Source organism: Winogradskyella vincentii (assembly GCF_020166345.1).
Taxonomy (GTDB): domain Bacteria; phylum Bacteroidota; class Bacteroidia; order Flavobacteriales; family Flavobacteriaceae; genus Winogradskyella; species Winogradskyella vincentii.
Genome location: NZ_JAIUJS010000004.1, coordinates 213,399 through 238,815 on the forward strand (window position 1 = coordinate 213,399; position 25,417 = coordinate 238,815).

Genomic DNA, 25,417 nt, shown 5'->3' on the forward strand with positions numbered 1-25,417 from the left:
AAAGCATTTAAAGTCCTAAAATGGAAACACCACCAAATGAAGTTTTTAGAGATTCCATTGCAACCATAGATGAAGAAGGTAAACGCAGTTGGATATTTCCGAAAAAACCTTCTGGTCGATTTTATGAAAAACGTAAAATAGTAAGCTATTTTTTACTAGCCTTTTTATTTGCGTCACCTTTTATAAAAATAAACGGTAATCAATTTCTTATGTTTAATGTATTAGAAAGACGATTTAATATTTTCGGATTTCCGTTTTGGCCACAAGATTTTCATTTGTTTGTTATTTCCATGATCATAGGTGTAATTTTTATTACACTCTTTACAGTTGGGTTTGGTCGGATTTTTTGCGGTTGGATATGTCCACAAACCATTTTTATGGAAATGGTATTTAGACGTATAGAGTTTTGGATTGATGGTGACCGTAAGAAACAAATGCGTCTGCAAAAACAAAAATGGGATGCTGAAAAAATTAGAAAACGACTCTTTAAATGGTTTGTGTTTCTGGTTATTTCATTTTTAATATCAAATATTTTCTTAGCTTATTTAATTGGTAGTGATAAGTTAATAAGATATATAACCGAAGGGCCAAAAGAGCATATGGGAACCCTTGTTCCCCTACTAATTTTTACAGGTGTATTCTACTTTGTATTTGCTTGGTTTAGAGAGCAAGTCTGCATTATCGCCTGTCCTTATGGAAGGTTACAAGGTGTTTTACTAGATACAAAATCAATAATTGTAGCCTATGACCATAAGCGTGGTGAAGGACCAAATGGACGAAAAAAATTCAGAAAGAACGAGGATCGTCAAGAATTAGGTCATGGTGATTGTATCGATTGTTTACAATGCGTTCATGTTTGCCCTACAGGAATAGACATTAGAAACGGTACACAGTTAGAATGTGTTAACTGTACAGCTTGTATCGATGAGTGTGATACTGTAATGGAAAAAATAAAGTTACCCAAAGGCCTTATCCGTTATGCAAGTGAAGAGAATATTGAAAAGAAGGCTCCTTTTAAGTTAACTGCTCGAATGAAAGGTTACATTGCTGTATTAGTCATATTAATTGGTGTATTACTAGGAATGCTTGCCTTAAGAAATGATGTTGAAGCAAGAGTTTTAAGGTTACCAGGCCAACTATATGAGCACAAGGAAAATAATATTATTAGTAATGTATTTACCTATAAACTAGTCAATAAGACAAGTGAAACAATAGAAGATGTCAGTTTTAGATTAAGAGGAATAGAGGGCGAAATTAAAATGGTTTCAACCTTAGAAAGTATTACTATTGAAGAACAAGGACTAGCGGAAGGAACCATGTTTATAGAATTAAAACAAAGTGATATAGGTGGTGACAAAAGGAAATTGAGAATAGATGTATATAGTGGTGAGAAACTTATTGAAACTACAACGGTTAGTTTCTTAGGTCCTCGAAGCTTTAATTAAGAAAGACTATGAAATTAAATTGGGGAACAGCAATTGTAATAGCATTTATATGTTTCATAAGCTTTATCATGTATTTCGTGATAAATATGAGTACAGATAAAAAGTATGATCACGATTTGGTAGTTGAAGACTACTATAAACTAGAGTTAGAATTTCAAACTGACATAGACAAAGAAAAAAATGCAAAGACCTTAATCACAAATATCACTTGGAAAAAGACTGACCAAGGTATTGTAATAACATTTCCAGAAAATCTAAACAAAGAAAATATTAAAGGTACAGTGTTCCTATACAGACCATCTAATAAACAACTAGATTTTGAAATACCGATTTCATTATCTGACCACAATTTGCTCATACCTGACAAACGTTTATTGGATGGTCGTTGGAACATTAAAATTGATTGGACTTACGATAACAAGCCTTATCTCTACAAAAAAGAAATAAACTATTAATATGCTTTTATCAGGTCTCATACTAGGGCTTTTAGGAAGTTTACACTGTGTAGGCATGTGTGGACCTATTGCCTTTATGTTACCTGTAGACCGATCAAATTCCTTTAGAAAGGTGGGTCAAATTAGTCTGTACCACCTTGGTAGATTATTAGCGTATAGCATCATTGGACTTGTCTTTGGATTGGTTGGTAAAAGTTTATACATCTTTGGTATCCAGCAACAGCTATCTATTGCTATTGGGATTTTAATGATAGTAGTTGTTTTAATACCCTACAAGACTTTTAATAAATATAACTTATCTAAACCTCTTCATAGAGCAATTTCTAAAGTGAAATCTAATTTAGGCCAAGCCCTAAAGAAAAAATCGCCTGATACTTTATTAACCATTGGTTTTTTAAATGGTTTCTTGCCTTGCGGACTAGTGTATATGGCAGTATTTGGATCTATTGCAACTGGTAGTTTGTTAGAAGGTGGATTATATATGGTATTATTTGGTATAGGCACAATCCCTCTTATGACCACAGCCATTTACCTTGGTAAGTTTTTAAATAGCACGGTAAAACAACGTATTCAAAAAGCAATTCCTGTATTTGTGGTAATCATTGGAGTATTGTTTATTCTTCGAGGTTTAGGGTTAGGAATTCCATACGTGTCTCCTTCTCCAGTTGTTGAAATGGCAACAAGTGCAATAGAATGTCATTGATGTTTTGCATTAACTAAACAAAACTAAATTACTACTTAAAGCGAAAACGCCAGAGAAGAATTTCTCTGGCGTTTATCTTGACATTTTATAAACAATACTAACTAATAAACATCAAGAAACTATATTTTAAATGTCATCACAGGTAATGTACTATGATTTGCAATATCTTCTGAAATACTTCCTTCAAAGAAATGTGCTAAACCTTTTCTACCATGTGTTGCAACAGCAATTAAATCTGCACCGATAATACTGGCAAAGTTTAAAATGCCTTTCTCAATTGAATAATCTGAAACTACATTCACCTTACTAATATTTGAAAGATCTCCATCTGCTTTTTTTAGGAAAAGTGATACTCTCTTATCTATTTCAGCTGAACTTCTAAAATTACCATCAGGTGAATTAACATAAACCAAATGCATCTTCGCACCAAGTTTGTCAAATGTAACTTTAGCATTTAAATATGGTTTTACAGCATCATCAGAAAAATCGCTAGCAAAGACTGCATTTTCAAAATCTAACAATATTGGATTGTGCTTAATAACCAAAACTGGTATATCAGAATTACGGACTACTTTTTCTGTATTAGAACCTATTAAAGCTTCCTTTACACCACTAGCACCATGAGATCCCATAACGATAAGATTCGCCTGGTGTTCATTTGCAACTTCATTAACCTCGCTAAAAACTTTAAAATGTTTTACTATCGGTGTAACTTTTACTCCTTCTAGGTATGGCTTATCTAAAAATGCCTCAAATTTCTGTTCTGCTAATTTTAAATAGAAAACGGCCTCATCATTAATAGCAGTTCCATTTGTAGTAAGTATGGCATTAGATAACTCTAACATATGTAATACTATAAGTTCAGAACCATATTTTTGAGCTAAATTGGCCGCTGCTTCAAGAGCAAATTCTGATTGCTCCGAAAAATCAATTGGTACTATTATTCGTTTCATTGTTTCTGTTTTATACGGTCATTGAAAATAATTGAGTATCAGGCTTTTTTCGTTGTAATAACAGGTCAAAAGCCATACATATATTTCTAATAAAAGGTTTCCCTTTTTCAGTCACGGTTACTTGTTTTCTTTCAAACTCCAATAATCCGTCTAATTCAAATTCTTTAAGTTTTATAAGCACTTCAGGTAATTGACTAAACATCATTTTAGTATCTAACCAGGAAGTCTTAAAATGACACATTAGGTTAAGTATGTGCCTTCTAATGATTAAGTCTTCAGTATTTAAAATATGTCCTCTATAAACTGGTAAAATACCTTCATCAACCAATTTATAATACTCTTCAAATGACTTTGTGTTTTGTGCAAATCCATACCAACTATCACTTATAGAAGACACGCCCAAACCTATCATTGTTTTGGTCTTGGAGGTTGTATATCCCATAAAGTTTCTATGCAAGGATTCCTGTTCCATAGCCTTATAAAGTGAGTCACTCTTAAGAGCAAAATGATCCATTCCTATTTCAACATATCCAACCTTTTCTAAAAGGTCCTTACCCGTTTCATATTGTTGACGCTTAGAGGAACCACTTGGCAAATCAGCATCGTTAAAACCTCGCTGGCCATTTCCTTTTATCCATGGTACATGTGCATAGCTGTAAAATGCAATACGGTCTGGCATTAAGGATTGAGTTTTATTAATAGTCTCAATAACATCTTTTTCTGTTTGAAACGGTAAGCCAAAAATTATATCATGACCAATAGAAGTATAGCCTATTTCCCTAGCCATTTCAGTAACACGTTTTACATTTTCAAACGGTTGAACACGATTAATTGCTTTTTGAACCTTAAGATTATAATCTTGCACACCAAAACTTACGCGTCTAAAACCAAGTTCAAATAAAACTTGTAAATGTTCTCTTGTTGTATTGTTGGGATGCCCTTCAAAGCTAAACTCATAATCACGAGCAACCTCAGACACTTTAATAATCCCAGTTAATAATCTATTTAAATTTTCTGGAGAGAAAAATGTTGGAGTACCACCACCTAAGTGCAGTTCTTTAATTTTTGGTTTATATCCCAATACTTCGCGATATAAATCCCATTCTTTCATTAATGCTTTTATATAAGGTTCTTCAACCTCATGACGCTTTGTAATATGCTTATGACAACCACAAAATGTGCACAAACTTTCACAAAATGGCAAGTGCAAGTACAAACTTATCCCTTCTAGTTCGTTACTTTCATCAAAGGATTGTTTCAAAGATTGTTTCCATGCCTGTAATGAAAATGTGGTATTGTCCCAATACGGAACAGTTGGATAACTTGTATATCGTGGTCCTGCCACGTTGTATTTATTAACTAAGGATATGCACATACCTAATCATTCTTAATCAAATTTACTGGTAAGGCTTGTTAAAAAATATGATATTTGTCATGTAGATTCCTAATATATAGGCAGATGCTTAATTCTCAACCTTTTGAAGTTTCCCTTGCAGATAAACAAAGTGTTATTTTGCCTAAAGAATTTATTACCGAGTTCATTAAGAACAACCATAAGCGAATAAAGGTCAAAGCTACTTTTGAAGATAAATCCTTGGAGTTTTATGCACAATTGAAATACGAAAAAACAGAACTCTTTCGAATTTATTTCAGTAAGGGCAAGCAAAAAGATCTTGGCATTTTCATAAACGATTATTTCATGCTTCAAATTTTTGAAGATACATCCAAATATGGTGTTGAAATGTGCGAAGAACTTGAGGCAGTATTGCTCAGTGATTATGATGCTTTTTTAATTTTTGAAGGCTTAACGCCTGGAAAACAGCGTAGTATCATCTATGCAATAGCACGTTACAAATCTTCTCAAACGCGTGTAGACAAGTCTTTAATACTCACTGAAAATTTAAAACGAGGTATTACGGATCAAAAACTTTGGCTTAAGAAGCATTTCTAGTTTGTTTTGAAGCAATCAGTTGCTTAACTTTACTTACGTCTAAATAAAACATCTAAAATGAAACACTTAAAACTAATTGCATTAGCATTAACTCTAATTTTTGCTACTGCATGTAAAGAAGATAAAAAAGAAACTGAGCAAATTATCGAAACAGAAGTTGAGGAAGTGGCAGAAGGAACCAAAACCGAAAAATCAATTACTGTAACGATGTCTCCAAAAAGTGATAGTAACGTTACAGGTACAGTGGTTTTTACCGATAGGGATGGTGTAGTAACAATGGAAGGTAAATTCTCTGGACTTACCGAAGGTGTGCATGCCATTCATCTACATGAAAAAGCAGATTGTTCGTCGCCAGACGGAAAATCATCTGGTGGCCATTGGAATCCTACAGGGCAACCACATGGTGCTTGGGGAGCAGAGTCTGGTTTCCATAAGGGAGATATTGGTAATATGACTGCAAATGCAGAAGGTAATGCTGAAATTTCACTTACAACGGATCAATGGTGCATTGGATGTGGTGACTTATCTAAAAATATCATGGGCAAAGCGGTAATCGTTCACCAAGGAGAAGATGATTTAACCTCACAACCATCAGGTGCAGCAGGTGCAAGAGTAAGTTGTGCTGGAATTATTGAGTAATTTAAAACTGACAAGCCTCAAAAAAAGCCATCATTATTGATGGCTTTTTTTATTAACTTAGAGAGGTTATAGAATCGCACCTAACATGAAACACCAGTTATTAAAATTTTCTCTCATTTTTCTAGCAATCTTTGTTTCTTGTAAATCAGAAATGACTAATCCCGACAGTCTTTCAAAAAAGAATTTAGTTTTCGATAAAATTAATTATTACAAGTATCCAGTCTCTCAAAATGACAAGCCTTTCAAATTTAAAATCTCTTATAATTATGAGAACCAAAAACCATATCGTTGGTTAGAATTGGATTCGGCAGGAAAGGTTATGACAGATTACATCTATGAATATGATGAGAACTGGGTTCAGACAGGGGCAAAGTACAGAGAAGATGGCACAACAGACTTTTCTGTTGAAAAAGTATCTTTTAGAAATGATAGTACAATGATTACCAAGTGGTTAGATTCCATTGGTAATGTTTATTATACTATGGTTGACAATCTAAATAAATTCAATAAAACTTACCGAGCAGAATTTATTGGAGACAAATCCCATGGTTTTGATTCCACATTTTACACCAGAGAAGGATTCCAAAAACGTATTTTTTTTACAAGTGTTAGTGGTAAAGTATATAACGACAGGAGCTTTGAATATGATTCTACAAACTCAAATAATGACTGGGTTATTCGAAGAAAAATTATGGATGATACCATTAGGGAAATCCAAAAAAGAGAAATTCATTATGAGAACGACTATATCGCAGATAATGGAAGATTTTATGAAGGATTCATCTCTACAAGAGAATGGTCGGAGAATGTCTTCAGTTTTACCAGGGACGAATCTTTGCTCTTTTTCACTCGAACGTCAGATTGGGTAAATCAAACACCCTACATTTCAAAATTAAAAAACGGTATTTATACCGAACCCGAACAAATAACAGAACTCGGAACTATCTATAATGGAGCCATTTCACCTTCTAGAGATAAAATCATTTTTTGTACAAGATCTGATAATGAATTAACGATTTTCCTAGCAAATAAAAAGAATAATCATTGGACTGATGTTATTGATTTAACGGCTACTTCAGGTTTGCATGGTGGTTATTTTCACTGGTTAAACGACTTAGAACTATGCTTTCAGTCTGAAGAAAATAATGGCGACCTGGTTATAGTTGAACTCAAAGAGAATAAACTGAAACTAACTGATAAATTGGATGTTTTAAATACAGAGACTGGAACAGAATTTAGTCCATACATCTCGTCAGATAAAAAATACATTATTTTCACAAGATATCTCGAAGGCGATAAAAATAACCAAGGATTTTTTGTGAGTTACAATCAAGGAAACTCAAATAGTGTTGAATGGAGCAAACCAACAAGATTAGAAATGCTTCCATATGGCTGGAGTGCTAGAATGATCAATAACAACGCAAAGTTTATGTATACCGATGGCGATAATATTTATACCTTAAAGTCCGAAAAACTAAACCTAAAAACCAAATAATATTTAAGTATGACCATACCTACAAATTTCTATATCTATTTGATTCTGTCCTCAATTATATTTGGTTATAAATCCTATGAACAACCATTGCAAGTTAAACACCCAATGGTAAAAATAAAAGGTGGTACGTTTATAATGGGTCAAAACTCCGGTGAGGGTGACGAAAAACCTGAACATGAAGTACAAATTTTAGGTTTTTACATGGGCAAGTATGAGGTAACCGTTAAAGAGTATCGAAAGTTTTGCAATGCAACAAATAGAGACATGCCCAAACAACCAAAATGGGGATGGATTGATAACCATCCAATTATTAACACTACATGGTATGATGCACAGGATTATATATCTTGGTTAAATAAGGTTTCATCAAAAAACTATAGATTGCCTACAGAAGCAGAATTTGAATATGTCATTAGAAATGGAGGTCAAACTGGAACTTATCCTTGGAGTGATGGACAACCCAAAAATGAAAATTTAGCAGATATTTCATTTGGTAATGCTAATAATAGTAATGGTATATGGAAAAATTATGATGATAGTTTTGCTCATACGTCGCCAGTTGGTTCTTTTGAATCAAACCTATTAGGAGTTTATGATATAAATGGAAATATCTGGGAATGGTGCAATGACTGGCATCAAGAATATACAAGTGAAAAAAGAATTAATCCTAAAGGTCCAAAAACTGGGATTGAAAAAGTTGGTCGTGGAGGTAGTTATAATGCAGATCCATGGCATTCAAGATCTGCAAGCAGAGCTTATGTTAAACCAACTTTTGAAGGTCCAGGCTTCAGGTTGGCTAAAAATTTATAATACAGATTCCTATGAATACTAAGTCAATAAAACTTATTGTGTTATGCATATTTAATCTAATAGTTCTTGAACACTATGCCCAAAATGTGGACAACAGTATTTACGATACAATTGAAGGCTATTGGGAAGGCGGATTTATTAAAAACAATAGCATTCAAAAATTTGAAGTAAAATTCTATAAAGATGATGACGGGATAAAATCGCTTCAAGTTATTGAAGAATGGCATCCACAATTTGGAGAGTTTGTAATACCAGTGGAGATTGATTCCTTAAATCAAATTAAATTCAATACGGGTTTGGGTAAGGCTATTTTAAGTCTAGATGAAAAATCACTAGAACTGAATGGAAGTATAGAAAAAAGTGTACCTGCAATTTACCTTCACCTTAAAAAGATCCCGACGCCTCCTTCATCTAAATATGCTGTAGAAGAAGTAACAATAAATAACGATGAGGTATCCCTCTATGGCCATTTGCACCAACCAAATGATAAAAGCAATAAAACAGCCATAATTATTGTAGGTGGAAGAAGTTGCTATGCTGGAAGCACCAAATACGACCTCTATGCCAAACTTTTGCGACAGTATGGTATTTCAGTTTTAGTCTTTAACAAACGAGGTACAGGAAAGTCTACTGGAGACTGCTCTGTTGCAACTATAGATGACTTGGCAAACGATGTCGTTGCTTGCAAAAATTATCTAGCACAACATCATAACAAGTATGAAAATATCGGAGTAATTGGCAGTAGTGCTGGTGGATGGGTAATCGCAAAGGCAGAAGAATCTACGGATTTTGATTTTATGATTAGTATTGTTGGGCCTTCAACTTCTGTCTATGAACAACAAATACAGTCCATGGAATATGGATTAGACGTATACAAATTACCGGAATCCGCTAAAGCAGATCTTATAGAATATACCAATATGATGTTCAAAGCTGAAGCAACACCATCTAATTATAAAAGATTTAAAGCATTAATAGAAAATGCTAAAAGAGATGGATGGAATGAACTCTTAGATGACACAGATGTACCAGCTAGTATTAATGGCATTGACGATTTATGGGTAAGACGTCACAATTACGATCCAAATAAGTCGCTTTCTTCATTTAATAAACCCTTTCTAGCTATTTATGGTGAAATTGACTGGATTGTACCTTACAAAGAAAATGTGGAGAGGCTTAAGCAACAATTTAGTGGTGACAGACAGGAGCTATTAAATATTACAATTGCACATGATGCCGAACATGGCACGGAAACAAAAGGTAAGTATATCACTTTAAATGAAAATCAATCCTATTGGCGTTTTTTTAGGATTTCACCAAGTGTTCAAGTATCAATAATTGATTTTTTAGCCAAGTACAACTTTATTCGAAATTAAATATTTTGTCATAAGATTTAATTCATCTTTTGTATTTTAGGCCTCAAGTCAGTTAAAACTAATGGTAGATATCCAGCATTTAATTATAAGATTCAAAGACAAGGATCAATCAGCTTTTGAGGAATTGTACACTATGTATGGTGAAAGTATACATGGCGTTGTTTTTAACATTGTAAAAGACAGTGCAATTGCAGACGAGCTAATGCAAGATGTTTTTATCAAGGCTTGGCATAAATCAGGTACCTATTCTTCTAAAAAAGGCCGATTTTTCACTTGGATTTTAAATATTGCGAGAAACGCAGCCATTGATAAAGTAAGATCAAAATCCTATAAGCAAGAAAAACAAAACCTAGATGCCGATTTTTTCGTAGATATAATAAAGAGCAATGAAAATCTAAATAGCCGCACAGATGCCATAGGTATTAAAAAATTTGTATCACGGTTAGGAGAAAAATGCAAAGAGGTTATTGAACTTCTATATTTTAAAGGTTTTACCCAGAAAGAAGCATCGCAAACCATGCAAACACCAATAGGAACAATAAAAACAAGAAACAGAAACTGTATTAAGCAATTACGCGATATGGTTTTGTAAACATGGATATTAATGCATACATAGAATCCGGAATTTTAGAGCTATACGTAGCCGGGAAACTTTCTGAAAAAGAAAATCAGGAGGTATATGAGCTTATGCAAAAACATCCTCAAATTTTACAAGAGGTGTTAGAAATAGAGGCGGCTGTAGTAAAGCTTACAGCGTCAGTATCACCTCATGCCATAGATTTTGATTCTTTTAGAGATAAAATTGATGACACTAAAGTAGTAGACTTACAACCTAAGAAACCTAATTGGATCTCTTACACAGGTTGGGCGGCATCAATATTGTTAGCTGGTGGATTGCTTTGGACATTAGGTAAAAAGAATACCCTAGAAGAACAATTACAAATTGTTGAAACCCAAAAACAGTATCTTGAAATACAGATTGAAGATGCAAGAGAAAATCTAGCCAATACAAAAAATCTCTTAGAAAGTATTCGGGACAAAAATATTATAGCCGTTCCATTAGGTGGTCAGGGCGAGTTTGCCTCCTCTTACGCTAAAGTATATTGGAACAAAGCTGATAATACCATCTATCTAGATGCTGAAGGCCTACCAAATGCACCAGAAGGAAAGGTATGGCAAGTTTGGTCGCTGACCTTAAATCCACTCACACCAACAAGTCTGGGTACCATAGACAACTTCAATACAGACGACAATAAAATATTCCCAATCGCCAATGCCAATGAAAGTCAGGCATTTGGGATAACGCTTGAGCCAGAAGGTGGTAGCGATTCTCCAACAATGGAGCAATTATATACGTTGGGTGTAGTGCCAACAACACCTTAGTGAAACAAACTATTTATACAATTTTTTTATCATAATCTCATCTTCTGAGATTAGTTCACATTTATTAACAAATTGTTTTAAATCTTTCCCAACGCCATAAAATACAGGGTTTCTGCGACTTATTATTCGTATCTTTCAGAAAAACGTTACATAAAATTTAAAAAGCATGAAAAAATTCATCTACAAGTGGTATCCTATTATCCTTGCATTTATCTGTTTACTTTATTCGGTAGGATTAGGTCTATTGGGAATGGAAAAAGAAGCTGAATATTCAGCGCATTGGCCAGGTACAATATTGTTGTTCGCTATAGCAATTAGACAAAGACGTACAACATGAATAAAGGATTTTTATTTTTTGGTGCGGTTATATTTGCAGTATACATATACTTCACTTACTGGAATATTTACGTATCTCACAGAAAACAGAAAGAAAATCACTATCCTGAATTAACAGAGGAAGAGATTTTTGAAGAGTACGAGGAAGCAAATAACGATGATAGCCTTCAAAAATAATATTTAGGGTCTTTTTTTTTATTGATAATATATTCGATTAGACTTAAGTTTTATAAATGAAATATTAATTTTTCAATTGTTTGTTTAAACAGCCAATCTGTGGTTAAATAGTATTAAATCTTAAAGTTTAAATGCTCAAAGGAAAAGGAAAATGCTCATATGGTTTTAGGTATGGTTGATGCATAATTTTTAGCTAAATTGTAATTTTAAAGATGTTGACCATAACAAAGACAAATTTGTTGAAATCCCAGTAAAAAATTTCATTTTTAAACAATTTATGTGAAAGAAACATTCAAGAATTGACGTTTTCTGTTCGGGTAATTTGAAGTATTAAAATAGTTGCGCCAAGCTAGATTTTATATAAAATTGTGATAGCAAAGATAATAGCGAAGAGTTTATAAGCTAATGTCTGAAAGGTGAAATTTGATATATCTAATATTCAAATAATCCTACAAAAAAGATTTAAATATCGAGAAATAATTATTGTAAGAACTAAAAAACCATGAAACAATTATTAAATGTCTTTATCTATCTACTCCTATTAACATCATGCGATAACAATAGGACAGAAAAGAAAACAGAAGCAAACAATAATTTTTCTCAAATAAAAATAGAGCGGTATGCCGTAAAAGAAGGAAATGCAGACAACAGCTCTTTAGCGAGTTATATTATCAAGGAGTTTAATGATGTAGGTCTTGAAGCAAAGTCAGTATATTACACTGCAGATGACCAAATTATGATGCAATTTGTTAATCAATTTAACAACGGTAATAAAACTCAAATAGACTGGATTAATGGAGAAGGCGACAAAGTTAAGTACGTTAAGATGACCTATAACGACAAGGATGAGTTGATAAAGAGCGAATCATTTAACACTAAAGACGAATTTGTTTCGGGCTTTATACATCAGTGGAAAGATGACGGAAAGACGGAAGAGAAAGGACCAATTGAAGGAACCGAGCCTTTTAGACCCAATGCTGTTTATAAATACAATGACCAAAAGGAGTTTGTCTCTTTAGTGGAATATGATGATAACGATAGCTTGTACGGTAAATTTACTTGGAATTATTTAAAATTCGACAATTATAATGAGTGGATAGAACGACATATGTTTTTTAATGATACACTCATAAGAATTGAAAAACGAATTTTTACTTATAAGTAATTATAGACCAACCCATCTCCTACAGATAATCTTAACTAAATTATTTTAGAATTATCACAATATGAAAATTGCTATGTTCAGTACAAAACCTTATGATAGGTTTTACTTCGATAAATATAATAGTAAATTTAACTTTAGTATTAACTATTATGAAACTTCATTAAATAAGGATACAGCAAATCTATCATCAGGATTTGATGCAATCTGTGCATTTGTTAACGATATAATAGACGAAGAAACTATCAAAATATTAGCAAAAAACAAAATTGGTCTAATAGCACTAAGGTGCGCTGGTTATAATAATATAGATCTAGTTGCTGCCAAAAATCACAAAATTAAAGTTGTAAGAGTACCTGCTTATTCACCAGAAGCCGTAGCTGAACACGCTATGGCATTGATTTTAACTTTAAATAGAAAAACGCACAAGGCATATAATCGCGTAAGGGAAGGTAATTTTTCGTTAACAAATTTAATAGGGTTCAATTTACACGGCAAAACAGTTGGTGTAATTGGCACAGGACAAATAGGTGCAACGTTTTGTGAGTTAATCAAGGGCTTTGGTTGCAAAATCATAGCCTATGATATTTATAAGAATGAAGTGCTCGAAGACAATGGTATCACTTACGTGAATCTGGATGAATTATTTAAAAATTCAGATATTATTTCGTTGCATTGTCCTTTAAACAAATACACCAAACATATCATAAATAAAGCTTCAATATCACAAATGAAAACTGATGTTATGATAATTAACACTAGTCGAGGAGCTCTAATTAATACAGCAAACGCGATTGAAGGGTTAATTACTAAGAAAATAGGCTATTTAGGAATTGATGTTTATGAGCAAGAAGAAAATTTATTTTTTGAAGATTTATCTGAACGAATTATTCAAGATGAAGACATTCTTAGGCTAATGAGTTTTCCGAATGTGCTAATAACATCACATCAAGCATTTTTCACTAAAGAAGCAATGATGGAAATTACAACTACCACTCTTGAAAATTTAGAAGCTTTTAATAAAAAGACCAAGCTAATAAATGAAGTAGTTTAAGATTTATAGAGACAAAAAACAATACCACTACTAATGAAAAACACCCACTCAAAAGAGTGGGTGTTCAACTAACAAAAAAACTCAAAAAACTATCATGATTAAACATGATACCGATTAGTTTTGCCCCTAACTGCAAACCAATCTTTTTTGCTAGCTACTAATCAACCTAACTAATTTACTTCCCTAAATTATTAATTGGCTGAGACTACATATTTAAAACCTGTACGAGACCATACCTTTAATAAAAAATGGCGTACCTGGTGTAAAATGAATTTCTTCTACAGACTGAGCCTCATTTTGCAATCTAGATTCTGTTGCAAATTGTGTTTCGTTCCAGTCCACATCAAAAAGGTTATTTATACTTATCCCAAAAGTGAGATCCTTAAGTTGATAATTAACGTTAAAGTCTGTAACAAAATAACCCTCTGCAACAATGTTATTATCCTCGTTTGCAGGTCTATCATCTAAGTATCTAAATCGCAGTCCACCTGAAAATCCTTTATAATTATTAACAGACAATCCGCCTGCCAAGGTAAAGTCTGGCGCTAAAGGTATATAGTCGTTACCTTCTGGCTCATTTACGCTTCTCGCCTCGGTCAATGTGGCATCTGCATCTAAAAAAAACCAATCACTAAACTGGTAGCGTAACCCAAAATCAAGGCCGTAACGCTCCGTTTCACCGCTAGGCTCTACAACACCAGCATCACCAACATAAACAAACTCCTGCTCCAAAAATAAATACCATAATGCCGATTTTACGACAAGATCTGGCGTTGGTTTCCACACACCACCTAAATCTGCGTTATAAGAACGTGGTAAGATATCATCTGCTTCATTGGCAAGCACTACCCTAGCATCGTTAGAATGAAATCCGGTTCCTGTTTTTAAATATAATTGAAGATTATCATCGGCATCGAAGTAAAAATTAAGTTTTGGACTTAATATGGATTTGGTCTGTGACTGCGTTTCGTAATTGGTTTGCAGTTGGTCGTTATACAAGAACTTAAAATAGTCTAATCTTACACCAGGATCTACACGCAACTTTCCAAACTCAAAACTTGTATTTACAAATGCCGAGACATTGGTCTGATTAATGTCACCTAACTGGATATTTTCTAATGTTGTGGTTCTATTTAGTGTTCTCGAAAGTTCAATGTCATTGATAATATCGTGTCTAAAACTTAATCCTCCGTTAAGGTTAAACTCGGTATCTCCTAGAAATTTAGTGTATTGAATATCAGTATTTAATCCTAAAATAGATCGGTCTTCTTTCTGCCTTATTTGATCACCGTTTACTGGATCCTCAAGAAAAAACGTAAAGTTAGAATACAACTCAAAAGCATATCGCGAATAAAATACATTGGCATTAAAACGCGTATTATCATTAATGTATTTATTGTATGCTATATTAAAATTAGAACGTTCGGTAAAACCGCCTTCGGTATCATCTATAGCACCAAATCTTGTAATGTTGCCGTTGTCCACTTCGCGTAGCGGTATCTGCCCTGAGGCGTCCCAGCGACTGGTAAAGTGTGATGCGCTTAGTGTAATCTTATCATCTTCTGGTGTAAACAACACATACTTACCCATTAAATTTAAACGGGTAAAATTTTGAGGTGATTCAAATGGTCCATCAGATTCTAAATATTCGACTGCCAAATAAGCATTTTTGTTTTTTACATTTTTCAACAAATCAAAAAGACCAATAGTTCTTAGTGTGTTAAAATCTCCTAGCGAAAAAGTGACACTACTTTCTTTTAGATAATCTTTAGTTGAAAAATCCACATATCCTGCGGTATTAAAATCCCCTTTGCCAGCGTAATAACTTCCTTTTCCAAAATCTATTTTATTAATGGTTTCGGGTATTATAAAATGCAAATCACTATAACCTTGACCATGTGCATGAGATACCATATTTACTGGCATTCCGTCAACCGTAATACTTACATCTGTTCCGTGGTCTACATCAAAACCGCGCAAAAAAAGCTGCTCTGCCTTTCCACCACCTGCATGCTGACCAATAAACAATCCTGGCACACGTTGTAATATTTCTTGTGAGGAATTAACCGGGTTAATGCTTAGGTCTAATCTAGATATTGTACTCACCGTATTGAGCTCCTCCGTTAGTACCATTTCCTCTAACTGAAAGGTCTTCTCTTGAAGCACTATTGTAATTTTATCCAATGACTCAACTTTGAGGGTCTTAGATTTATAGCCCAAAAGTCCGAGCTTTATACTGTCACCAATTTTTGTTTCTGCTAAAATAATTTGGCCATTTTCTGTGGTATGTGCATGTTTCTCAGAGTTTAGGTTAAAAACATAAACACCTTCAATTGGTTGAGAAATCTCGTTGATCACTTTACCTTTAAGCGTCTGGGCCATTAATCCAAGACTCAGAAAACTCAATAAAAACGCTAAAAATTGCTTCTTCATAATTATAGGTTTCTAATTTTTTGCTTCATTGTTGGACCTAATTCATACAAGCTGGCAAGCAGTTCTGGTTTTATTGATTTAACTGATTCTAGTTCTCCATTAGCTTTTTGAATTTCAGCAATGTGATAAAGAACATCTGGCTCTGAGGTTTTCCCTATGACATACGCATCAATTATTTGTTTCGCCTTTTGTTGATTTCCCATTTGAAAATAGCTCCACGCCAGTAAATCGTAAGACTCTGGCGTAGGTCTATTTTGTACTTCTTCTTTAGCAATTTCAACGGCTAATTCTGGTAATAACAGCTCTTCTGTATATACCAAAACGTTGTATTTGTTGTACATAGCACCATATGCATTATTTCTAACAGCATTCTGGTAATCTGTAAGTTTTCTATTCTTTGTTTCCATATCACCTGTGTAAGATGCTATATCCGCAACTAACAAATTATAGTCTGGTGCGCTATAATAATCTGACACATGATTTAAGATGGCCAGTGCCTCATCAGGTTTGTTCTCATAAGAGTATAATATCCAGGCAATACCTTTTTTGGCATAGGCATCATTAGGATCTAATTCTAATGCCTTTAAGTAATAGTTATAGGATTTTTCAATTTTTCCTGCATGACCATAAAAATCTGCAATGTTGGTATAAGACCATTGTTTTAGGCTTTTAAGATTAGATGATTCTGCAATTTTCATAGCCTCTTCCATCTGTACTACAGCTCCCTCTAAATTGCCTTGATGGTCTTCCCATTTGGCAAGTCTTATCCTATAATCAAAATCAGAGGGATTTTTAATGTCTTTTAAATATGCTTCTGCTTCAATATAATTACCCAATTCCATATGAGTATCAAAGAGCATTTTCCTAGTACTTAATAATTCATCACCAATTGACTTTGCTTTGTTAAGAAGATCAAGTGCTTCCTTAAAGCGGTGTTGAGAAATATAATTTGACGCTAGGCTTCTTAGATAGCCTACATTTTTTTCTTTTGTAACGATATTAGCATTTGCTAGATCTTTCTCCGCCTTTATGAGATATGAGATTTCTCCTTTTTGGTTGAAAAGTTTAGTATACGCACTTGCACGCTTAACTAAATAAGGATATTGGTTTGGGTTTTTGTTTAGCTTATTTGTCCAAAAATCAACACTAGCAAAGGATTGATCAAAATTTGGTTTGGTCTGTATATACGTACTGTAATCTTCATTATTAGTAATGGAAGAATTACAATTAATAAGACTAAAAAATAATATTAGGGATAGAATTTTATAAAGTTTCATGTGTTTTGTTTTTTGAGTTTAGCAATAATTCTGAGGTAAGAATAGTTCTCACCCCAGAATTTTTAAGTTATTCTACCATGGAGTAGCCAGATATGGAAATGAGCTTAAAAATGCCTTGTCATTGGCATCCACATTATCATTTGAAAGGCTTGGGTTTTCAGAAAAATCCTCACCACCAAATATTAAAAGCAACTCAACAGTTATTACATCGTCTGCTAATGCTCTTCCTGTTAATACATTGGTACCATCAAAGAAGGTAGTTGTACCATCTAAAGAAACATTAAGAACGTCTGTGGCTAACAACCCTGTAAATTGTGCAGAGGTTAATCCAAGTGCGTTTGCATCCGTTGGATCATTGTACGCAGGACTCAGTGCTTCCAAATTTGTCTGAAACATCGATTGAAACGATGCACTTTGTTGCGATGGAATTGTTGTGTTAAAGATATCTTTCATGCCTGATGACACAAACACCGTATTTACAGCAGGTCTACCCATTTGATCTTCTTGAGTATAAGTTCCAGAGAAATCAGGTCCCATTGGTTGCATATTTATATTATCATCATCGTCATTACAGTTTACGGCACTAAACGCTACCAGTACTGCAATGGTAAACAGTTTTATATATTTAAAATTCATATTTTCTAAGATTTAAGATTATTGTTTTCTTTTAGTTTCAACCCACGTATTTATAGTACCTGAACCTCCAATTAAAGATTTTGGAACCTCAACAACTACAGACATCACATTTGTGCCAGCAAAGGTGTCGCTTCCTGGATCATTAAATCCTGTAGCATTACCAGCAATGATCTGTCCATATTGAGCAAAATCCATAAAAAACGGATCATCTCTTGGGCCTGCAAACGCCATAATGCCACCAGAAGATTCTACAATGGCGTCTTGTCCATATGGTGTAATATCAACAGATAACTGATTGATAGAATTTGATAACACCGTACTATTCAAACCTGTCTGCCCTGGAACTGAAGGACCAAATACATAAATTTTACCCTCTTTGGCGACTGCCTGGATAACGAGGTCCTCAACATTATCACCAGTAGTGTCAATGTTAAATTCTATCATCACATTTTCATCAAATGCGGCATTTGAAGTAGCATCTCCAGGACTTAGTAATCCTTGTACATTTGCTACAAATGCAATATTTGATGAGTTTTCACCTTGAAAGGCGTAAAAATCTGTGATATCACTTGTACCACCTTGAACAGCAGGAGCATCTATATGATCTGCTGCAATTGCAACAAGTGTGACCACAGCCAATATTCCTGATGCAATTAAAAATTTTGTTTTTTTCATAATTTGAGATTTTGTTAATTATTATTGTCTCTGCTCTACCTACGAGATTTTGATTATAGCGGTTTTGTTAAAATTTTGTTAAATAAAAAATTGATGGTTTTTTAGCAGAAAGAAGTACCTTTATAATTCTAATTAAATGCGCATGAATCCATCAGCTCACGGCTGGATAAAAAAATTAATTAAGGAAGTTTCTGAAACTATGTATTCAGATACCGAATTAACTGAGTTTTACATCAAACTTAAGCAAACCGGTTTCATATACGGAAGCAATATCAAAGTGGTCTTGGATATTGTAAAACCATTTGATTTAACTGAGGAAGAACGCTGTAAAATTAATCTGCTTCTCACCTATTATTTTATCTATAAAAAAGCGAATACCAATCAAGATTTTATTGAAAGCTTAATTGGTTATTACAAAGCCATTAGTGAAAAAAAGAGATCGTTTTTTGAAGAATTGTTTAGCGATAATTCTTCGGATAGTTTATTGGAGAAAATGATACATAAACGTATTCATGTTGATGATAATTTTATTACCAAAAGCTTCAATTACTTTTTAATAAATGCTTTACTATTTGTAGACGTTTTAGGCTACCAGCGCTTTTTACTCGACAATAATAGCATTAAGACCTATGTAAATAACCTCGAAGCATCCTTAGAGACAATCATTTTTTCGGTAATGGAGAAAAAAGTAAACAAATCCCATTACGATCAAAACCTTATTAAGTTGTTTGAAGGTTCAATTAGACATAAAAAATCACAGCCACCATCTTATCATGAGGCAATATCTTTTATCACAACGCCATTAGAAAAACTCTATGTGGTTGATCTTGTGTGTATGGCATCATGGACTGACAAGGTTATTGACAAGGCTGAGCGTGAGTTTTTGAGCGAATTAAAATCGAGTTTAGCACTTGACAACAGCGTTATTACACAGTCTGTAGATGATATAAACACATTCTACAACGAACACAAGGAAGATGTAGCATTTTTAAGTTCAAAAAATCTGGCTCAAAGTTTTTATGACAATAGCAGTAAGGTAGTGACAAGACTTATTAAAAGAAATAGTAAAAGGTTAATAAGAGAACTGTCTGAAAGCAAGGAAGCCATGTCATTACTAGCACAATCTACACAACGACATCTTACTGACGATGAGCAAAAGAAGATACAGACTCAATTGTTAGATATCTTTAAATCCATACCTAGTTTAGCTATTTTTATGTTGCCAGGTGGCATGCTTTTACTACCACTATTTGTAAAGTTTATTCCAAAATTATTGCCATCTGCTTTTGATGATAATAGAATCGAAGAAGATTAAATTGTAACATTTCTCCTCCTACCGTTACTCATAAGTATAAGCTATAGAATTATGACTAACTATTACCAGCTTTTGAAAATTGATCCAAAGGCAGACCTCAACGACATAAAAAAAGCGTTTAGAAGAGAGGTTGCTCTCTATCATCCAGACAATAATAAATCACCTGAGGCAAAAACACGTTTTGAACAAATTGTAGAAGCTTTTGATATACTATCTAATCCTGAGAAACGTAAGGCTTATAATGAAATGCTAGAGTTTGAAGCTACAAACAAACCCGTGATTATTGAGCAAAAGGAGCAATATAAAGATTGGCAAAAGGAAGCCAAAAAGAAGTCTAAGAAGTGGGAAGATTTTGGGCTAGAAGAACTTTTACTTTTAGATATTTTTGTACTCAATGGTGATATACTTGGTAGTATATTCTCTGATAATTTAATAGATGGGCTTACGGACGACTTAGATGAATTGCTTGATTTATTCTAGCCAGTTTTTAAAATCCTTTACACGTTCTCTTGCCACAATAACATCTTGTTCATTATAATGGTTGAGTTTTATCTGAAGCCTAGAATTGGTATAGCTAATAATATCTTTAATTGCATTAATATTCACATAGAACTTACGGCTAATTCTATAAAACATGTGAGGTTCTAACTCATCTTCCAACTGATCTAAAGTTAAATCTAAAAGATAATTTCTGCCTTCAACCGTATGTGCGTAAGTACCTTTGTTTTCGCTGTAAATACATTCTATATCTTCAATATTAATCAGCTTTAAATGTTGGCCAACTTTTACGGAAAAACGCTTTTTATACTCACGTTCAATTGGGTTAACCAAGAGTTTCTTAATGTCATTAAAGTCTAATGTTACCGACTTTTGTTGTTGCGTAGTGCTTTTATATTGTTTTATGGCCGCTTGTAATTCATCTTCATCAATTGGCTTGAGCAAATAATCTATACTGTTTAGCTTAAAGGCTTGTAGTGCATACTCATCGTATGCCGTAGTGAATATAACTGCAGAATTAATTTCGAGTGTTTCAAAGATCTCAAACGAAAGCCCATCACTAAGTTGAATATCTAAAAATATAAGATCTGGGTGTTCATTATTCTGAAACCAATCTATGGATTCTTCTACGGAGTGCAACATTGTTTCAGCTTCTATCCCAATACTACTTAACATGCGCTGTAAGCGTCTTGCAGAAGGTTTTTCGTCTTCAATTATGATTACATTCATTATTTAAAATTCAGTTTTTTTGCTTCTTTATTAATAATTCTTGCACCAATAAAGGCTGTGATAAAGGTAGCCAGAGCAACCATCCACCAAAAATCCTTCATGTTATTTACAAATCTGGTTCCTACTTCGCTCCAAAGAGCACAATATAAACCAACTACAGACCAGCTCATAAAATAAAAGTGATAGGCCAACCAATTTTTACCTCGCTTATATGCAGGTATCATACCTCCAAAAATAGTAATCAAACTTACAATAGCGAAAAAATGAAAGACACTAAAGCCTTCAAAATTGACTATAAAAAATGAACTGATATTTAACATTAACATAGATGCTACATAAACATAACCTGTCCGTTTGTGGAATACAGTACCCTTTTTATTTAGCAATACTATGGTACCTGTTACCAAGGCCAATACTGAGGTTATAAAGTGAAACCAACCTACCCAATTTTGTATGATTTGACTGAGATAGTCCATTATTCCCACATTGTTGTTTCCTCCTCTGTATTTTTATTAAGGTATTCTTCAATCTTTCGATCTTCCCATTCTTTTTTAAACAAGAATCTTCCTTTAAATGTTCGCCACCAATGGATGATTATAAAAATTGTCCAACCTACTAAGGTACTCGTATTAACCCATGTAACGGCCTTTTTGTGTGGACCATCGTCCATAATATAAAAGTTATACAGAATCAAACTAACTACCACTAGGTAGCCTACCAAATGAAGGTAAAAAATCTGAATCTGTTTAACCTTTTTCTTTGCTCTAATGAGGCTTTCTTGTTCATTGAATTCTGTCATGGCTACTCCCAGTTCTTGCGTTCCTTATCCATAAACTCTTCGATCTTGCGTTTCTCCCAATTCTTCCCAAAGAAGAAATCTGGTCCAAACACACCAATAAAGTGAAAGAATAAACCTATTCCCCAAAATACTGCAGTTGCATATGGTCCGAAACCATCAAAACCTGCATTAACGCCTATGAGAATAATTAAAAAGGCATTTACTACAATGTAAACTGCGAAGTGCCAATAAAATCCTATTAACGATTCTACTTTCTTTTTTGCTCTTAAATATGCTTCTTCTTTTCTATAATCCGAAACATTATCTTCTTTGCCATAAGGCTCTATACTATACTTTTCCATAATATTTTCTATTTTGAATTATTAGATAATTCTTCATTCATAATCTGTTCTATTTTTCGCTCTTCCCACGCTTGTCCAAACTTAACCGATAGAAAATGTAGCACTATAAATATGCCCCAAATTACCCATGTGCTCAGTACGTTTATGGTTAGAATTTCATTTATAAAACTATCCCAACTGCTTAAATCGCCCCAAACCTTAAATCCGGTTAATACAATATTTACAAGTAAGTAAATAATTAGGTGTGTGTAAAAGCCCTTCTCACGTTCCACGCGGTTTTTAGCCTTTATATAACTTAAATTAGTGTTTTGATTTTTCATAATTCCACAAATTAATTCCAACGATTTTTTTGTTCTTCCTCACGCATATACTCCTGTATTTTGCGTTCTTCCCACTTAGCTCCTAATGCGCCTTGATCTACAAAGACTCGGTAAGCATTAAATACTAATCCTAATCCCCAAAATATTAGCGGAAACCAAAACCATTGGATGGTGAATGGTGTAAAAGTGCGCCAGATAAAATATAAAAATGGTATTACAATTACATAGGAAATTAAGCTATAATAAAATCCTTTTAATTCGTCTACGCGCTTACGTGCTCTTACGTAATCGTCCCGCAGTCGTTCGTCTGATTGTTGTGATGTTCTCATGATTGATACTTGTTTTGTGAGCATTGGAATTGCTACTGCAAAATCCTTCTCTCGTTGATTGATGTAAACTTTTCTCTTTGTAAGAAGTGCATAGCGTTGTTTAATATTCTCTAATCCAACACCACTACCCTTCTTTACGATTTGTTTTGGCTGAAGATTATTCATCACTACCAGATGATTTCCGTCTTCATATATTTTTATGTGCAATGGTTTACTTGAGGTAACCATATTATGTTTTACAGCGTTTTCTAAAAGCAACTGTAAGGACAACGGCACAACTTTGTTTTCTGGGTTTGAAGCCTTATCCGGAATTTCAAAAATGATACTATCTTCAAATCGCATTTTTAATAGCGACATATAGGTTCTTGCAAACTTTAATTCTTCGTCTACAGTAACCAGTTCTTTATTCTTTTGCTCTAATACATAGCGATAGACCTTAGATAAAGAGGTAGTAAACTTCTGTGCACTATCCGGATTTTCCTCAATTAAACTTGTTAATACATTCAGGCTGTTGAATAAAAAGTGTGGATCTAATTGATTCTTTAAAGCATCAAACTTAGCACTCGCTGCACCTGCAATTACTTTTTGCTCCTTAACCTTATTTTTCTGATAACGGTTGTAGAAATAAGTAATATAAAATATTGATAAAATGCTTAGTGTTATCCACAGGCCAAATGCATAGCCACTCCATCCGTCGTTTTGGAAAAATGTCTTAAAGGACTGACCGTACAAAAAGACCAAGACCAATATTCTCATTATAAATATTGTAGCCAAGGTAATTACAGTTGCGCCTGATATACCATAGATAATGCGTTTTAGTACATCGTAATTTCTGATTTTTAGTTTTTGGATAAAATCAAAATACAAGGAGTTGACATAACTTAATGCAAACGTGTACAACTGTGTAATGCCAAAATCAATTAGGTATAGATTGATGTCATCATAGTTAACCTCATTAACTACCATGAAAAATCTGATGGCATAGATACCACATCCAATTATAAAAACAACGACAATACTCTTAACTGACTTAAACATTTCTTATCTAGTTTTATTACTCTTTACAATTAGCAGCAATGTCACCCTCTGCTCTATCCTTTCCCCATTTTGGGTGAAACTCACTCTCTCCTTTAAAGGTATCAAAAAGTTCTATTGTCGCTTCAATAGAGGCACAAAATGGTTTAGTATCTTGTCCAAAATAACGCGCACTTCCCATAGCCCAACTTGCCTTACAATATGCTACTCTAGGATTTTCTGGTGCTATTGCATAAGCCTTGGAGTAAAGCTCACTTACTTTGCCAGAGTATTTCATACCGTAGGTCATCCCATCATAAGCAATCCAATTGGTTAAAACTTGTGCTTGCATTACCATTAGCTCTGGGTTATTTTCGCTTTTTGTCATTGCAATATCTAGGTGTTCCTGGGCTTTGTCTAATTGTGCTTTTAAGATCGCTTCGTCTTTTACATTCCAGCTTTTTAAACTGTTCATAAAAGCAACGTAGTAATTTGGCAACCACTCATTTTCTTCAGCATTTGAGATTCGTACAAATAAATTCTCTGCTTCATCCCATTGATCAGCTTCCCAAAGCTGAAACGCCTTTGCCATTCCTTTTTCGTAATTAGTCTGTGCTTGAGTCATTCCTGTAACGACTAACAAAGCCATGATGATTAATTCTTTCATTTGTTGATTGATTTTAAAGTGTTATTGTTATTGATTTATCTTCTTTTAATTCAAACTTGGCATCTTTCCATTTTGGAGGTCCCATAAAACCTTTGGCGTTATTTGAGCATCCATAATCTTCTTTTGGGATACCAATAAAATTGCTATCTAATTTATCATTCTTGTTTTCATCATGAAAAATGGAAACCGCATAGGTCCCTTCAGGTACATTTTCAAAGGTTACCGTACATCCATTATTGCTAATCTCACTCTTGGTACCTTTAAAGGTTTTATCTAAAAAATCCGATTCACTATCATAAAGCGCAATCATCATTTGACCTTCATTACTATTTGCTTCCTCAATATGCACAGTTAGTTTAAATCCCTTCTGTGCATTTGATATATAAGATACCAGACTCAATATGATGATAATTGCAATTTTTGTTAACACGTTCATGACTTACTT

At 33.7% G+C, this 25,417-nt stretch carries 28 protein-coding genes and 2 pseudogenes; 16 read left to right on the forward strand and 14 right to left on the reverse strand.

Features of this window, described 5'->3' with window-relative positions:
• Positions 1 to 20 precede the first annotated feature (20 nt).
• Genes ccoG through LBV24_RS09545 form a run of 3 tightly spaced genes read left to right on the forward strand, consistent with a single transcriptional unit; the run spans position 21 to position 2,603 of the window.
• On the forward strand, positions 21 to 1,445 hold the full coding sequence (gene ccoG, locus LBV24_RS09535; protein ID WP_224478418.1) for a cytochrome c oxidase accessory protein CcoG: 1,425 nt from the start codon (positions 21 to 23) through the stop codon (positions 1,443 to 1,445).
• 8 nt (positions 1,446 to 1,453) lie between these two features.
• The gene (locus LBV24_RS09540; RefSeq protein WP_224478419.1) at positions 1,454 to 1,900 is read left to right on the forward strand and encodes a FixH family protein; all 447 of its coding nucleotides are present in this window, start codon (positions 1,454 to 1,456) and stop codon (positions 1,898 to 1,900) included.
• Between the two features lies 1 nt (position 1,901).
• Complete coding sequence (locus LBV24_RS09545) at positions 1,902 to 2,603, forward strand: sulfite exporter TauE/SafE family protein (protein ID WP_224478420.1); 702 nt, start codon at positions 1,902 to 1,904, stop codon at positions 2,601 to 2,603.
• A 119-nt stretch (positions 2,604 to 2,722) separates the two neighbouring features.
• On the opposite strand, the gene LBV24_RS09550 is transcribed toward LBV24_RS09545, so the two are convergent.
• Positions 2,723 to 3,556, reverse strand: coding sequence for a universal stress protein (locus LBV24_RS09550; protein ID WP_224478421.1), 834 nt, complete (start codon positions 3,554 to 3,556; stop codon positions 2,723 to 2,725).
• A 10-nt stretch (positions 3,557 to 3,566) separates the two neighbouring features.
• Positions 3,567 to 4,931, reverse strand: coding sequence for an oxygen-independent coproporphyrinogen III oxidase (gene hemN / locus LBV24_RS09555; protein WP_224478422.1), 1,365 nt, complete (start codon positions 4,929 to 4,931; stop codon positions 3,567 to 3,569).
• Positions 4,932 to 5,015: 84 nt separating this feature from the next.
• Here hemN and LBV24_RS09560 point away from each other — a divergent pair, with 84 nt between their 5' ends.
• The 11 genes from LBV24_RS09560 (at position 5,016) to LBV24_RS09610 (ending at position 13,939) form a co-directional block, all read left to right on the forward strand.
• The gene (locus LBV24_RS09560) at positions 5,016 to 5,507 is read left to right on the forward strand and encodes a YdeI/OmpD-associated family protein (RefSeq protein ID WP_224478423.1); all 492 of its coding nucleotides are present in this window, start codon (positions 5,016 to 5,018) and stop codon (positions 5,505 to 5,507) included.
• Positions 5,508 to 5,564: 57 nt separating this feature from the next.
• A complete protein-coding gene (locus tag LBV24_RS09565) occupies positions 5,565 to 6,146 on the forward strand; it encodes a superoxide dismutase family protein (protein WP_224478424.1) in 582 nt (193 codons plus the stop codon).
• Between the two features lie 85 nt (positions 6,147 to 6,231).
• Positions 6,232 to 7,641, forward strand: a complete 1,410-nt coding sequence (locus LBV24_RS09570; RefSeq protein ID WP_224478425.1) for a hypothetical protein — start codon at positions 6,232 to 6,234, stop codon at positions 7,639 to 7,641.
• Positions 7,642 to 7,650: 9 nt separating this feature from the next.
• The gene (locus LBV24_RS09575; protein WP_224478426.1) at positions 7,651 to 8,451 is read left to right on the forward strand and encodes a formylglycine-generating enzyme family protein; all 801 of its coding nucleotides are present in this window, start codon (positions 7,651 to 7,653) and stop codon (positions 8,449 to 8,451) included.
• Positions 8,452 to 8,462: 11 nt separating this feature from the next.
• On the forward strand, positions 8,463 to 9,827 hold the full coding sequence (locus LBV24_RS09580; protein ID WP_224478427.1) for an alpha/beta hydrolase family protein: 1,365 nt from the start codon (positions 8,463 to 8,465) through the stop codon (positions 9,825 to 9,827).
• Positions 9,828 to 9,888: 61 nt separating this feature from the next.
• Entirely contained in the window at positions 9,889 to 10,419 is a 531-nt protein-coding gene (locus tag LBV24_RS09585) for an RNA polymerase sigma factor (protein ID WP_224478428.1), read from the forward strand.
• Between the two features lie 2 nt (positions 10,420 to 10,421).
• The gene (locus LBV24_RS09590; RefSeq protein WP_224478429.1) at positions 10,422 to 11,210 is read left to right on the forward strand and encodes an anti-sigma factor; all 789 of its coding nucleotides are present in this window, start codon (positions 10,422 to 10,424) and stop codon (positions 11,208 to 11,210) included.
• 166 nt (positions 11,211 to 11,376) lie between these two features.
• Positions 11,377 to 11,547 carry a hypothetical protein gene (locus LBV24_RS09595; RefSeq protein WP_224478430.1) on the forward strand — a complete coding sequence of 57 codons (171 nt, stop codon included), beginning with the start codon at positions 11,377 to 11,379 and terminating at the stop codon, positions 11,545 to 11,547.
• Positions 11,544 to 11,723 carry a hypothetical protein gene (locus tag LBV24_RS09600; protein ID WP_224478431.1) on the forward strand — a complete coding sequence of 60 codons (180 nt, stop codon included), beginning with the start codon at positions 11,544 to 11,546 and terminating at the stop codon, positions 11,721 to 11,723. Before LBV24_RS09595 ends, LBV24_RS09600 begins: the two co-directional genes overlap by 4 nt.
• Before the next feature lie 502 nt (positions 11,724 to 12,225).
• A complete protein-coding gene (locus LBV24_RS09605) occupies positions 12,226 to 12,888 on the forward strand; it encodes a hypothetical protein (RefSeq protein WP_224478432.1) in 663 nt (220 codons plus the stop codon).
• A 61-nt stretch (positions 12,889 to 12,949) separates the two neighbouring features.
• Positions 12,950 to 13,939 carry a 2-hydroxyacid dehydrogenase gene (locus LBV24_RS09610; protein ID WP_224478433.1) on the forward strand — a complete coding sequence of 330 codons (990 nt, stop codon included), beginning with the start codon at positions 12,950 to 12,952 and terminating at the stop codon, positions 13,937 to 13,939.
• Positions 13,940 to 14,152: 213 nt separating this feature from the next.
• On the opposite strand, the gene LBV24_RS09615 is transcribed toward LBV24_RS09610, so the two are convergent.
• The 4 genes and pseudogenes from LBV24_RS09615 to LBV24_RS15315 all read right to left on the reverse strand — a co-directional run.
• Positions 14,153 to 16,372, reverse strand: coding sequence for a TonB-dependent receptor (locus LBV24_RS09615; protein WP_224478434.1), 2,220 nt, complete (start codon positions 16,370 to 16,372; stop codon positions 14,153 to 14,155).
• A 2-nt stretch (positions 16,373 to 16,374) separates the two neighbouring features.
• Positions 16,375 to 17,649 (reverse strand): tetratricopeptide repeat protein, encoded by a 1,275-nt coding sequence (locus LBV24_RS09620; RefSeq protein WP_224478435.1) that lies wholly within the window; start codon positions 17,647 to 17,649, stop codon positions 16,375 to 16,377.
• A 72-nt stretch (positions 17,650 to 17,721) separates the two neighbouring features.
• A pseudogene (locus tag LBV24_RS09625) lies at positions 17,722 to 18,600 on the reverse strand (DUF4331 family protein).
• A gap of 84 nt (positions 18,601 to 18,684) precedes the next feature.
• Positions 18,685 to 18,960: pseudogene (locus LBV24_RS15315) on the reverse strand (DUF4331 family protein); the annotation flags it as partial.
• A gap of 142 nt (positions 18,961 to 19,102) precedes the next feature.
• Here LBV24_RS15315 and LBV24_RS09630 point away from each other — a divergent pair.
• The gene (locus LBV24_RS09630) at positions 19,103 to 20,275 is read left to right on the forward strand and encodes an LETM1-related biofilm-associated protein (protein WP_224478436.1); all 1,173 of its coding nucleotides are present in this window, start codon (positions 19,103 to 19,105) and stop codon (positions 20,273 to 20,275) included.
• A gap of 51 nt (positions 20,276 to 20,326) precedes the next feature.
• Positions 20,327 to 20,755, forward strand: a complete 429-nt coding sequence (locus LBV24_RS09635; RefSeq protein WP_224478437.1) for a DnaJ domain-containing protein — start codon at positions 20,327 to 20,329, stop codon at positions 20,753 to 20,755.
• On the opposite strand, the gene LBV24_RS09640 is transcribed toward LBV24_RS09635, so the two are convergent.
• The 8 genes from LBV24_RS09640 to LBV24_RS09675 are packed head-to-tail and all read right to left on the reverse strand — an operon-like array spanning position 20,747 to position 25,408.
• Positions 20,747 to 21,502, reverse strand: coding sequence for a LytR/AlgR family response regulator transcription factor (locus LBV24_RS09640; protein ID WP_224478438.1), 756 nt, complete (start codon positions 21,500 to 21,502; stop codon positions 20,747 to 20,749). The genes LBV24_RS09635 and LBV24_RS09640 overlap by 9 nt on opposite strands.
• Complete coding sequence (locus LBV24_RS09645) at positions 21,502 to 21,978, reverse strand: DUF2306 domain-containing protein (protein ID WP_224478439.1); 477 nt, start codon at positions 21,976 to 21,978, stop codon at positions 21,502 to 21,504. Before LBV24_RS09645 ends, LBV24_RS09640 begins: the two co-directional genes overlap by 1 nt.
• Positions 21,978 to 22,301 (reverse strand): 2TM domain-containing protein, encoded by a 324-nt coding sequence (locus tag LBV24_RS09650; protein WP_224478440.1) that lies wholly within the window; start codon positions 22,299 to 22,301, stop codon positions 21,978 to 21,980. The genes LBV24_RS09645 and LBV24_RS09650 overlap by 1 nt, the downstream gene beginning before the upstream one ends.
• 2 nt (positions 22,302 to 22,303) lie before the next feature.
• Positions 22,304 to 22,642 carry a 2TM domain-containing protein gene (locus LBV24_RS09655; protein WP_224478441.1) on the reverse strand — a complete coding sequence of 113 codons (339 nt, stop codon included), beginning with the start codon at positions 22,640 to 22,642 and terminating at the stop codon, positions 22,304 to 22,306.
• Between the two features lie 8 nt (positions 22,643 to 22,650).
• Positions 22,651 to 22,962: a 2TM domain-containing protein gene (locus LBV24_RS09660; protein ID WP_224478442.1), complete on the reverse strand. Its 312-nt coding sequence runs from the start codon at positions 22,960 to 22,962 to the stop codon at positions 22,651 to 22,653.
• Positions 22,963 to 22,973: 11 nt separating this feature from the next.
• On the reverse strand, positions 22,974 to 24,329 hold the full coding sequence (locus LBV24_RS09665; protein WP_224478443.1) for a histidine kinase: 1,356 nt from the start codon (positions 24,327 to 24,329) through the stop codon (positions 22,974 to 22,976).
• Positions 24,330 to 24,345: 16 nt separating this feature from the next.
• Positions 24,346 to 24,972 carry a hypothetical protein gene (locus LBV24_RS09670; RefSeq protein WP_224478444.1) on the reverse strand — a complete coding sequence of 209 codons (627 nt, stop codon included), beginning with the start codon at positions 24,970 to 24,972 and terminating at the stop codon, positions 24,346 to 24,348.
• A 13-nt stretch (positions 24,973 to 24,985) separates the two neighbouring features.
• A complete protein-coding gene (locus LBV24_RS09675; protein ID WP_224478445.1) occupies positions 24,986 to 25,408 on the reverse strand; it encodes a DUF2141 domain-containing protein in 423 nt (140 codons plus the stop codon).
• Positions 25,409 to 25,417 lie beyond the last annotated feature (9 nt).